The organism is Flavivirga algicola, from assembly GCF_012910715.1.
GTDB classification, from domain to species: domain Bacteria; phylum Bacteroidota; class Bacteroidia; order Flavobacteriales; family Flavobacteriaceae; genus Flavivirga; species Flavivirga algicola.
In genome coordinates this window covers 46,615-59,199 of the sequence record NZ_JABBHF010000011.1, presented here as the reverse complement: position 1 = coordinate 59,199, position 12,585 = coordinate 46,615, and the positions used below count along the sequence as shown (strand labels likewise).

Sequence of the window (12,585 nt, the reverse complement as noted above, 5' to 3'; positions counted from 1 at the left end):
ATTGTTTAAATTTAAAAAACTAAAACAATTTATTATGCCTAAAAAATCAATTATTAAAAAAAGCTTTTTACTTTTTTTAATATGTCTATCAGTTGGATTTATCTTTTATTTGAGTAATGAAAAGTCATTGAAAGATGAAATTACTAAACAAAGAGAACAACATGCCGAATTTATGAAAAATAGCCCATTTATTGAGACACTTACTTGGGATAAAAAAACAAGAAAACAAAAAGGCTTACCTCCAAACCGTTATTTCGAACAAATGTGGGAATTAACTATAAATCCAGGTACGGGAAAGCTAGATGTTGAAGGACTTACTAATTTGAGAGAGCAATTAAAAAAAGAGCGTAAAAAGAAAGGGTTTTCAAGTAGTTTAACCCAGCGTAATCCTGGCAATGCTGCCAATGTTTGGGAGGAAAGAGGTCCAAATAATGTAGGAGGTAGAACAAGAGTGATTATGTTCGATCCAAATGATACTTCCAATAACACTGTTTATGCAGGAGGTGTAAGTGGAGGCTTATGGAAAAATACGAATATAAGCAGTAGTACTTCTACTTGGACCAGAATAGAAAATGTTCCTGGTAATTTATCAGTGACTTCGATTACCGTAGACCCTAGAAATTCCAATATTTGGTATGTTGGAACAGGGGAGCAGTACACGGCAGGGGATGTTGTTGGTAATGGTGTATATGTAACGACAGATGGAGGAACAACATGGAGTGCCATAAATATTCCTCCAGCAGATAGTGGCGATATAAATTTTAGCGCAACAAATTTATTTCTTTCAGGGATTTATTATGTAAATGATATTCTAGCTTGGGATAACGGTACTTCAACAGAATTATTTGTTGCTGTTGGCGCTCATGCTTACGGAGATTCTTCGAGTCCAACAAATTGGTTGGGGTTACAATCCTCTGGATTATATCGCTCAACTAATGGAGGTGCAACTTGGAGTAGAATTGAATCTGCAAACATGCAGCATACGTTTGGAGGTTTAACCTATTATTATATTCCTAATGATCTAGAGGTAGGTGCTGATAATAAATTATGGATGGGCACCATAGGCTCTGCTCTTGGAGAAGGCGGTGGTCGTGTATTTAGCTCTACAAATGGGAGTATATGGACCGAGGCTGCAGCTTCTCCTTTAACAGATTCTAATCGGGTTGAACTTGAACCATCTGCAACCAATGCGAATACATTCTATGCCCTAACACAGGGAGTTGCTTCTCCGGTTCATATTTATAGCACTACAAATGGTTTTGCGAGCATTTCCTCTACAAGTCTTCCTAATGATGCAGACCCTGGAATTGCGGCTAACGACTTTTGTAGGGATCAAGCGTTTTATAATTTAGTTATTGAAACAGATCCTTCAAACGATAATATTGTTTATGTTGGGGGAATTGATTTATTTAAAACAACTAATGGGGGGACTTCTTGGTCACAACTTTCACATTGGTATGGTGGTTTTGGACATCAAGAAGTTCATGCCGACCAACACGCTATTGCTTTTGGAAATAATTCGTCTTCACAAATTATGTTTGGGAATGATGGAGGTTTATATTATTCTGGTAATTCTGGAAGTACTATTTCTGTTAGAAATAATAATTATAATGTCACACAATTTGTGAAAGCAGGAATAGGGCCTGATGGAACTGGCGATACAAGTGGTATATTTTCTGCTGGAGCACAAGATAACGGAACCCAGGCTTTTAGAAATGCAACGACGGGAGTTAATAGTTCTGAAGAATTAAGCGATGGCGATGGTTTTTACACATTTGTAGATAAAGATGGTCAATATATGATTGCATCGTATGTATTTAATGTTATTTATAGATTCAATTTACCTTGGAATGGGTTGGGTCGTATTAATGGTGCTGCTACAACGTTGTCAAATAGCCAAACCACTGGAGATTTTGTAAATCAAATGGGTTACGATAGTGATGCGAATCGTTTATTGTCTAATAACTCTTCAGGCACAAATTTTTCTATTAGAAGCATTAATGTTGCAGCAAATAGCAGTGGAACATTAACTAATGCTGCTTTAACAGCTAAACCAACAGCCTTTAGAGCATCCCCTTTTGCTACTAATACTTGGTATGTTGGTACAGCTACGGGAGGTCTTTTAAGGTTGACTAATGTTTCTAATTCTTCAGCAACTTGGACAACTATTACAACACCTTTTGTAGGCTCAGTATCTTCTATTAGATTTGGAGAAACATCAAATGATCTAATAGTAACCATGCATAATTATGGTGTTACAAGTGTATGGTACTCTTCAAATGCGGGCACCAGTTGGTCGAGTAAAGAAGGGAACTTGCCTAATATACCTGTAAGAGACTTTTTATTAAACCCGTTAAACCTTAATGAAGCTATTATTGCTACACAGTTAGGTGTTTGGGAAACATCAGATTTTAATGCTACGAGTCCTACATGGTCCCAAGCTTATAACGGTATGAGTGATGTTAGCGTAACTTCGTTTGATTATTGGGATGTTAGTGGAGATGATACTACAAATAAAGTTATAGCATCTACATATGGACGGGGCGTATTTACAGGTAGTTTTACGGCGACATCTATCCCAGATACAGAAGCGCCAACAGCACCTACTAATTTAATAGCTTCTACTATTACTCAAACCAGTGTTGATTTATCATGGACAGCTTCAACTGATAACATTGGAGTCACAGGATATGATATATATCAAGATGGCTCATTAATTACAAATGTTAGCAGTACAACATATCAAGTTACTGGATTGAGTGCTAATACAGCATACGATTTTACTGTTAGAGCAAAAGATGCTGCAGAAAATGTGTCGGTAGCAAGTAATGAAGTAAATATAACGACTCTTGCGCCAGGAGCTGATACGGTAGCTCCAGTAATTACACTAAACGGTGATTCTACAATTAACTTAACGGTGGGTGATACGTATACAGAACTTGGGGCAACGGCAACCGACAATGTTGATGGAGATTTAACTTCTAGCATAGTTATTGGAGGTTCTGTAAATACTACGATAGCAGGATCATATTTTGTAACCTATGATGTGAGTGATGCAGCTGGTAATGCAGCTGCTCAAGTAACGAGAACCATCATAGTCAATAATCAATCAGCAGGACCAACAACACTTCATGAGGTTTATTTTGAGACTGGTTGGGACGGATGGATTGATGGCGGAAGCGATTGTGCTCGTTATAGAGGATCCCGTTCTTATGAAGGACGTTACTCGATTCGATTAAGAGATAATTCGGGAACAGCATCGGCAATGACTTCACCTATATTTGATATAACGGCATTCAATCAAGTAGAAGTTAAGTTTTATTTCTACGCATATAGCATGGAGAATGGAGAAGATTTTTGGTTGAGTTATTATAATGGCTCAACATGGACGCCAGTTGCAACGTATGTTCGTGGTACCCACTTTAATAATAATACCTTTTATTCGGCTACAGTAGTATTAGATGCTTCAACTATTAATTTTGTTTCTAACGCTCAATATAGATTCCAATGCGATGCAAGTAGTAATAGTGATTATATTTATATTGATCAAATTACCATTATAGGGAATCCAACGACTAGTCCTTTAATTGCAGGAACAGTTGCTGGAAGGGGTACCCAAATTACACCTCTAAGAGAGTTGAATACTGACGATGGATTTAACTCAGATGAAGAATTTATGCTTTATCCGAATCCAGTTAACGATAACATTTTAAATATTAGATTACCTGGTGATATTAGTACAAACTACAGAATTCTCAATATGCTAGGCCAAAGAATAGCAAGTGGTACTACATCTAAAGAAATTGATGTTTCTAATCTTAATGCAGGTGCATACTTTTTAGAAGTAAATGATGGAGAAGAGATTATGATTAAAAAGTTTGTAAAACGCTAAATATTAAATAGATAGATATCAAATAAAAGGAGAGTGTCTAAAAAGTCTATAAGTTATCATTTCGATTGCTTAGACCACGCTCAGCATAAACTAAAGTTCGAAAAACCTCTGCAAATGTGTCTAAATTTGAAGAGGTTTTTCGCTTTATTCTGAATGGCGCTTTTTAGACCTCCTTTTATGGTTTGTTTTTATAGGAGTTTAGCATTTTATAAGCTTCCTCAATATAAATATCAGTATCTATGGTAAAAGGTTTTTTACCCTCATCGGCTGAGGTATGGTGCCCTAGCCTTACAATAATGACATTATCATTTGGTTCTACAATGATATATTGACTGTGATGCCCTCGCATTAAAAAGAAGCTTTTGTCTTTCATTTTTTTTAACCACCATCCGTAACCGTATTCTGGGCTATCTGCAAAACGGGGTGACACTGATTTTGCTACAAATGTAGAATCTAAAATTTGTTTGCCATTCCATTTTCCGTGATCTTTATAAAGTTTACCAAAGCGCGCAAAATCTCTGGAGTTACTGGAGATACAACAAAACGTTTTTGCTAATCTGTTTTCTGCATCATCTAACTGCCATAGTGCATCTTGCGATGCGCCCATGGGTTTCCAAAAACTTTCCGAAAGGTAATTGGCCAGAGTTTTTCCTGTAGCTTTTTGGATGATCATTCCTAATAATTGGGTGTTTCCACTTAAGTACTCGAATTCTTTTCCTGGTGCTTTAACCTGTTTAAGATTCAAAATGGTTTCGGCTAAATTATCATCATAATTGGCTCTAGCTGTTAGTGAAAAAGGGCTGGTATAATGCTCAACCCAATTTAAACCAGAGGCCATGGAGGCCAAATCACCAACGGTTGTTTTTATATCACCATATTCTGGATAAAAATCGGTAACAGATTGATCTAAACTTTCAATATAACCATCCATAATCGCTTTACCGAGCATAGAGGTCGTAATACTTTTTGTTACAGAAAAAGAATTTGTCTTAGATTCTTTTCCATAATTAGGAGCATACCACTCGTAAAAAATACTATCATTTTTAATAATCAGATAAGCAACGGTTTCCAATTCACTATTAATGTTCGTTAATTTTTCAGTTGGTTCAATGCTATTATATTTTTTATGTAGTGACCAGGGTTGAAAATTATTTCCACTTTTAATAGTATCATTTTCAAAGTAAGGATAATCATCTATAAAAACGGTTTGATGTCCAGTCATGTAAACAATACGAACACCTCTTAAAATATAGCTATAGTCAAAGATATAAAGTAATAGAACAATAACACCGATAACAATAGCTACCCATTTAAAAAGCTTTTTTAAGAATTTCATAAGTTCTTTTTTAGTAGAAATTAAAGATAAGAAATTCTATACGAATAAAAACTGGGTTATTTTTGATTTGCCCGTAGCTTGCGTTTTTCTTTATAAAATGTTTTGTCAGCTACATAAATGGTTTTAATCACCTCTGCAATAACTATATTTTCTTTGTTTACTATATGGGTAGTTTTGGTCACATTCAATTCCCCTTTTTTTGCAATTTGGGTTTTAATATTTTTTATTTCTTCTAATGAAAAAGAAAATTCCGTATAAACATTTTCTTTGGCTGGACGCTTGTATTTTATAGTAGCCTCTTTATCCCAAACAATATAATTGTCACCTAAAATATTCATAAGTTGAATCATGTAAATGGGGTCTGTGGCAGAAAAGAGACTGCCACCAAATATGGATCCTACAAAATTTCTATTTTTAAAGCTGATGGGGATTTTTATCTTAACATCATGCAAATTGTTACTTACTTCAATAACTTTCCCTGTAGATCGTCTATACATAGGAGATAAGTTAAATCCATATTTGTATATCTGTTTATCAGACATGAAACGTTTCATTATTTTAGTAAGTGTTCTGTACATTCTAAAAAAGGGATTGTTGCTTATAGGGGCTTTCATGTTCTAGCAACCATTTTTTACGGTGTAAACCACCAGCATAACCTGTTAAACTGCCATCACTACCAATAACACGATGACAAGGAACAATAATCCAAAGTGGGTTTTTCCCATTGGCACTCGCTACTGCACGAATTGCCTTAACGTCTCCAAGTTGTTTAGATAGTTCTAAATAAGAAAGTGTTTTGCCATAAGGAATTTGTTCAAGTTGTTTCCAGACTTTTTTTTGAAACTCGGTTCCCTGAGGATTTAATTTTAGATTGAACTGTTTGCGTTTGCCTTCAAAATATTCTTTAAACTGATGTACGCAGTCTTCTAATTCTAAAGGAATAATGTCAGTTATTTTTTCTTTAGAATTTAAAACATTAATAGAAGAGATACCATTAATATCTCCATGTATCTTGGTAAAACCTAAAGGAGATTGAATGATGCAGGTTTCCATTATTTTTCTGGATTAGAATCCTCTAAAATACCTAATTTTTTAGCTCTTGCCTCCCAACTTTTGCGTGCGAGGTGCTGGAGATTTGAAACATTATCACTCTCGTCCATAATTTCTAAGCCTAAAAGTGTTTCAATAACATCTTCCATAGTAACTAATCCGCTTACAGAGCCATACTCGTCAACGACCAAGGCCATATGGTTTCTGCCTTCAACCAATAGTTCGAATAGGTTTGGAATCGGTAAATTACGATTAACAATAATAATATGCCGTATTAAATCCGAGAGTTTTTTATCTCCATGACCAAGGGCCATTTCTTTAAAAACTTCGTCTTTAAGGACTAATCCTTTTATATTATCTGGTTCGTTTGAGTATATAGGGATTCTAGAAAAACGAAGATTTAAGTTTTTATTAAAAAAATCTTCAACAGTTGTATTTTGATCTACTGCCAGCATAACAGTTCTAGGCGTCATCACATCTTTTGCCAAAACTTCTTTAAAAGTCAATAAATTTTTAATGATTTTGCTTTCATTTTCTTGAAATACACCTTTTTCTTGAGCGATATCTGTCATTGCATGAAAATCTTCGCGGCTTAATACACTTCCATGACCTTTATCTCCAATAAGCTTGGTGGTGAGCTGTAGTAGCCATAAAATACCTGTCCATTTTAAAGGAAACATTAAAATAGTCAACGTTTTTGAAGTGAAATTCGCCAAACCTTTCCAATACGTAGCACCAATGGTTTTTGGAACAATCTCCGAGGCAATTAAAATGAGTAAAGTCATAATAGCCGAAATAACTCCCACCGTATTAATTCCTGCTATTTCTATTTTATAGGGCAGTTTTTCTGCCTGAATCCCAACCATCATCGCACCTAGTGTATGTGCAATAGTATTTAAAGTAAGTATGGCAATTAAAGGTTTGTCTACGTCTTTTTTTAAACGTTCTAGAGTAAAAGCATATTCTTTGCCTTCTTGTTTCTTAACATTTATAAACGTTGGCGTAACAGTTAGCAAAACAGCTTCAAGAATAGAGCATAAAAAAGAAAAGAAAATAGAAATTGTGGCCCAAAAAATTAATGCACTCATTAAAAATTGATTTACCGCTAAAATAGTTAAATTTATTTTGTATATTGTGTAAGTTAACGCCTCTTTTCTTCATAAGCTTTTTCTTTCAAAATTTTTAACTAACTAAATTAATTATGATAACCGAAAAACTATCCTATGAGTTAGCAGAGGTTTCTTGTGAAAAGAAAGGCTGTAATGAAACATTTGATATTCTTATTTATTCAATACATACTGTTGTTAAGAACCCTTTTGGAGACACAGAATTGAGCTCTATTGGACAAAAAAATGTCTTGAAAACGGGCAAAATAGACGCCTCTTTAGCTATCAAATGTATTTGTGGGCATAGCCAGAAGGTATATTTAAGAGAAAAACAACGAGGATTGCAAAAAAGTTATAACCCTTAACCATGTTCTTGCCCCATCGTTTTTAAGTATTTAAAATTTTAACCACATCTTTAGCAAAGTAGGAGGCTATAATATCTGCACCTGCACGTTTAATAGCGGTAATTTGTTCCATCATTACGGCATCATGCTCTAACCAGCCTTTTTCGGCAGCAGCTTTTAACATGGCATATTCGCCGGAAACCTGATATACAGCAACAGGAACGTCCACGTCATTTTTGATTTCTCTTACAATATCTAAATAGCATAGGCCTGGCTTAACCATGACAATATCTGCTCCTTCATCAATATCCATTTCGGTTTCTCTAATCGCTTCAAAACGATTCGCATAATCCATTTGATAGGTTTTTTTGTCTTTTGGGATATCAATTAGATCTACTGGAGCAGAGTCTAGCGCATCGCGAAATGGCCCGTAAAACGCCGAGGCGTATTTTGCCGAATAGCTCATAATACCTGTATTGGTGAAACCTTCATCCTCTAAAGCTTCTCGAATAGATAGAATACGTCCATCCATCATATCGCTGGGAGCAACAAAGTTTGCACCTGCTTGAGCATGGGAAATGCTCATTTCACTTAAAACGTCTACGGTTTTATCATTTAAAACTTGTCCGTTTTCAATAATACCATCATGACCATAAGCCGAATATGGATCTAAGGCTACATCAGTCATAACCAACATATCAGGACAAACATTTTTTACGGTTTTTATAGCACGTTGCATAAGTCCGTTAGGATTTAAAGCTTCAGTCCCTTTATTGTCTTTTAAATTATCTGGAACTTTTACAAAAAGTAATACCGATTTCAAACCCAACTTCCATAATGCTTTTACTTCGCCTTCAAGCAAATCCAAACTGTAGCGAAAATAGTTAGGCATGGATGGTATTTCGTCTTTAACCCCTTTGCCTTCAACAACAAATAAGGGCACTAAAAAATCATTAGGAGTAATAATAGTTTCGCGAACTAAAGAGCGAATGGCTTTATTGGTTCTTAATCTTCTGTTTCTTTTTAATGGATACATAGTTTACGTCTAAAAATTCTTGATAATTGTTATTTTTATCAATTGCAAAGTTAATCATTAAAACCTAGTTTCTATTGAGTGAATCGTTTGGTCATTTAGAATTTAATTTCCCATGGAGAAGTTATCAGGCAAATCTTTTAAAAAACTTTGATAATCACATATCAGATGACCATTTTCATGTTATAGCGCCCCCTGGTTCCGGAAAAACAATTTTAGGTATTGAAATTTTAAGAAGACTAGGTGAAAAAACATTAGTGCTTGCTCCAACGCTTACTATTAGGAACCAATGGGAGGATAGATTACAATCTTTTTTTACTAAAAAAGAAACGTATAAATCGTATTCTTTTAATATAAAATCTCCAAGCGATATTACCTTTGTAACCTACCAATCTTTGCATGCCTTTTATAAAACATTTGAAGATAAAAGTAGTTACTATGCTTTTTTTAAAGAACGCCAGATTAAAACACTTGTTTTAGATGAAGCACATCACCTTAAAAATGAATGGTGGAATTGTTTAATTGATTTAAAAAACAATAATTCTTTTTTTGTTGTAGCATTAACGGCAACACCTCCTTATGACAGTAGTAGAATAGAAGTCTCGAAGTATTTTACACTTTGCGGTGAAATAGATGATGAAATTGCAGTACCAGATTTGGTAAGGGAGACAGATTTATGCGCCCATCAGGATTTAGTTTATTTTTCTAAACCAGAAGATATAGAGATTAATTTTATTGTTGAGTACAGGCGAAAAATTGCCGATTTTAAAGATGGGTTGCTAAATGATGACGTTTTTATTTCTTTTATAAAGCAACACCGATTTTTTAATGAAACCGAGGCTTGTTTAGAAGAGCTTTATTCCAATACTGAATATTTTTCGGCCATTCTAATTTTTTTAAATGCATGTGGAGTAGCAATTGAAAGGCATAAATTAGAAGTACTAGGTTTTAATAAAAAGGAAACCATAATGTTTCCTGTTTTAAATTTGGAATGGTTAGAAATTTTATTCCAAAACTTATTGATTAACGATAGGGGGCAATTGTTAGAAAATGAACCATACCTCTTGAGGTTAGAAAAAACATTGAGAAAGATAAACGTATTTGAAAAGAGAAAAGTGAATTTTGTTGGTGAAGATTTGCTTTATAAATCTTTAGCAAGCAGCCCAAGTAAGCTCAATAGTATTGTAAGTATTGTTACTTCAGAATATAGAAGTTTGCATAGTGATTTAAGGTGTGTCGTGTTAACAGATTATATTAGAAAAGAGTTTTTGAATGTTGGGCAAGAGGAGACCGAAACCATTAATAAAATAGGTGTTATTCCTATTTTTCATTATTTAAGAATGTATTTTTCGAATAAAGAAACATTAGCGGTAGTTTCTGGGAGTTTGGTTTTAATTCATAACGCTATTTTAAAGGCATTTGACCTCATTGAAGATTGCAATAATTTTTCATTTACCCCATTGCAAGTAGATAATGCGTTTTTAGTAGTAACACCTAAAAAGAAAACAAAAAATACGATTGTAAATATTATTACTGAACTTTTTGAAAATGGCGATATTAAAATTTTGGTTGGCACAAAATCTTTACTGGGAGAGGGTTGGGATGCTCCATCGATAAATAGTTTAATTTTAGCATCATTTGTTGGTTCGTTTGTGTCCTCTAATCAAATGCGAGGAAGGGCTGTTAGAAAGGATCCCGATCAAATAAACAAAACAGGAAACATTTGGCATTTAGCATGTATTGATAGCACCGTTACTAATGGTGGTAGAGATGTTGATATTTTAAGACGAAGATTTGAAGCCTTCGTTGGCGTTTCAAATAGCAGCCAGGCATATATTGAAAATGGTTTTGAACGGTTGCAATTCCCAGAACAAATTTTAGAAGAAGATATTGAAGCTCTAAATGTACAAACGTTGGAGCGCTCTGTTAATAGAAGCGATATTATAAAAAGATGGAGTGATGCGATTGAGAAAGGTACAGGTTTAACAAAAGAAGTCAAGTTTTTTCATTTAGATAAACGCCCTTATAAAAAGCAGAAACAGATCTATTATTTTGATGCAGTACGATTTTTTGTGGCAGAATTATCTTTTGCTATGCTGTTGTTTTATCTTGAGTTCATTTTTAAAAGTATTCATGTTATTTTAAGTCGGGGTATTAAGTATTTTTTATATACTTTTTTGATAGCTTTTTTAGTGTCTTTTGGTTATAAATTATATAAAGCGATTACACTTTACATAAGGTATGGATATCTCGATAAAAAAATAAAAAAGATGGGACTCGTAATACTTGATTCTTTATATGAATTGGGTTTTATGACAACCAATAAAAATGCAATAAGTATTGAGTCAAGACGTACTGGTAATGGCGACATTATATGTGATTTATTAGGCGGGAATGCTTTAGAGAATTCATTATTCTCTAAAGCTTTGAGCGACATTTTAGAGCCGATTGAATCTCCAAGATATTTAATTGTAAAAACAAGTTTTTTCAAAAGCCGTTTAAATACAGGGAATTTTTATTCTGTTCCAGAAATTTTTGGAGACAAAAAGGAAAACGCATTAGTATTTCGGAAATATTGGCGTATTTATTTAGGAAGCAATAAGTTGTTTTATACCAGGCATATTGAGGGTAGAAAACTACTGTTAAAAGCCAGGTTATCTCATATTTATCATGTTTTTAAAAAGGTTTCTAAACAAGTAGTCGTGTGGAGATAACTAAACCCAGTTTTTAGGTGTTCTTAAAACTTCTATTAACTTTTCTTCTTCACTTCCAGCTTCAGGTTGATGGTCATAAACCCATTGTACATGAGGCGGTAAGCTCATTAAAATACTTTCTATACGTCCGTTGGTTTTCAATCCAAAAAGGGTGCCTTTATCATGTACTAAATTAAATTCCACATAGCGTCCGCGACGTATTTCCTGCCAGTTACGTTGTGCTTGTGTGTACTTTAAATTTTTTCTCTTTTCAACAATTGGTATGTAAGCATCCAAGAAGCTATCTCCAACTTCGGTTACAAAGTCATACCAGTTTTCCATGGTCATGGCTTCTGAAGCTTTACAATAATCGAAAAACAAACCGCCAACACCTCTGCCTTCATTACGATGGGCGTTGTAAAAATACTCGTCACAACGTGCTTTGTATTTTGGATGAAACTCTGAATTGTGGTTATCGCAAGCCGTTTTACAGGTTTGATGAAAATGAATAGCATCTTCTTCAAACAGATAATAGGGTGTTAAATCTTGTCCGCCCCCAAACCAACTATCAATAATTTCCCCTTGCTTATTATACATTTCAAAGTAACGCCAGTTAGCATGAACTGTTGGTACCATAGGGTTTTTAGGATGTAAAACCAAGCTTAATCCACAGGCGAAAAAATCGACATCTCCTACTTTAAAATAGGCTTGCATTGATTTTGGAAGCTTCCCATGAACACCAGAAATGTTTACGCCTCCTTTTTCGAAAACATTCCCATTTTCAATAACGCGGGTACGTCCGCCACCGCCTTCAGGACGTTTCCATAGGTCTTCTTGAAAAATTGCTTTGCCGTCTATAGCTTCTAGCTTCGAAGTTATACGGTCTTGTAAATCTTGTATATATTGATAAAATTTATCTTTCATAGAGGTTTTGGATTGATTTTTTTGGTTGTCACTAAGACCTGTCAGGCTTTCAAAACCTGACAGGTCTGATTTGTGTGCATATTTAAAGTTTTCGATATCTTCAAAAAGATTTAAAACATATTGTTTTTCAGTAGAAAGTATATTTTTATTTCCAATAATGTAAGAATAAAAAGATGTATATTGATAATCTTCAAAATTTTCAACAAT

Annotated in this window: 9 protein-coding genes; 3 read left to right on the top strand and 6 right to left on the bottom strand. The window is 34.3% G+C overall.

All coding sequences use genetic code 11. From position 1 onward, the window contains the following. The first annotated feature begins 34 nt into the window (after positions 1–34). Positions 35–3,892, top strand: coding sequence for an immunoglobulin-like domain-containing protein (locus tag HHX25_RS17190; protein ID WP_169676059.1), 3,858 nt, complete (start codon positions 35–37; stop codon positions 3,890–3,892). 175 nt (positions 3,893–4,067) lie between these two features. Here HHX25_RS17190 and HHX25_RS17185 read toward each other — a convergent pair whose 3' ends face one another. The 4 genes from HHX25_RS17185 to HHX25_RS17170 are packed head-to-tail and all read right to left on the bottom strand — an operon-like array spanning position 4,068 to position 7,366. After that, a complete protein-coding gene (locus HHX25_RS17185) occupies positions 4,068–5,228 on the bottom strand; it encodes a serine hydrolase domain-containing protein (protein ID WP_169676057.1) in 1,161 nt (386 codons plus the stop codon). Positions 5,229–5,284: 56 nt separating this feature from the next. After that, positions 5,285–5,842 carry a DUF4442 domain-containing protein gene (locus tag HHX25_RS17180; protein WP_317169105.1) on the bottom strand — a complete coding sequence of 186 codons (558 nt, stop codon included), beginning with the start codon at positions 5,840–5,842 and terminating at the stop codon, positions 5,285–5,287. Beyond that, positions 5,808–6,281, bottom strand: a complete 474-nt coding sequence (locus tag HHX25_RS17175) for a methylated-DNA--[protein]-cysteine S-methyltransferase (protein WP_169676055.1) — start codon at positions 6,279–6,281, stop codon at positions 5,808–5,810. The genes HHX25_RS17180 and HHX25_RS17175 overlap by 35 nt, the downstream gene beginning before the upstream one ends. Beyond that, on the bottom strand, positions 6,281–7,366 hold the full coding sequence (locus HHX25_RS17170) for a CNNM domain-containing protein (RefSeq protein WP_169676053.1): 1,086 nt from the start codon (positions 7,364–7,366) through the stop codon (positions 6,281–6,283). The genes HHX25_RS17175 and HHX25_RS17170 overlap by 1 nt, the downstream gene beginning before the upstream one ends. A 113-nt stretch (positions 7,367–7,479) precedes the next feature. Between HHX25_RS17170 and HHX25_RS17165 the strand changes: the two genes are divergently transcribed. Beyond that, entirely contained in the window at positions 7,480–7,749 is a 270-nt protein-coding gene (locus HHX25_RS17165) for a hypothetical protein (protein WP_169676051.1), read from the top strand. A gap of 22 nt (positions 7,750–7,771) precedes the next feature. Here the strand turns inward: HHX25_RS17165 and hemB are convergent, their stop codons facing one another. Next, positions 7,772–8,764 (bottom strand): porphobilinogen synthase, encoded by a 993-nt coding sequence (gene hemB, locus HHX25_RS17160; RefSeq protein ID WP_169676049.1) that lies wholly within the window; start codon positions 8,762–8,764, stop codon positions 7,772–7,774. A 74-nt stretch (positions 8,765–8,838) separates the two neighbouring features. Here hemB and HHX25_RS17155 point away from each other — a divergent pair, with 74 nt between their 5' ends. Then, positions 8,839–11,475, top strand: a complete 2,637-nt coding sequence (locus tag HHX25_RS17155; RefSeq protein ID WP_169676047.1) for a DEAD/DEAH box helicase family protein — start codon at positions 8,839–8,841, stop codon at positions 11,473–11,475. Here the strand turns inward: HHX25_RS17155 and hemF are convergent, their stop codons facing one another. Beyond that, positions 11,476–12,378, bottom strand: a complete 903-nt coding sequence (gene hemF / locus HHX25_RS21260) for an oxygen-dependent coproporphyrinogen oxidase (RefSeq protein ID WP_169676290.1) — start codon at positions 12,376–12,378, stop codon at positions 11,476–11,478. It abuts the gene before it with no gap. Positions 12,379–12,585 lie beyond the last annotated feature (207 nt).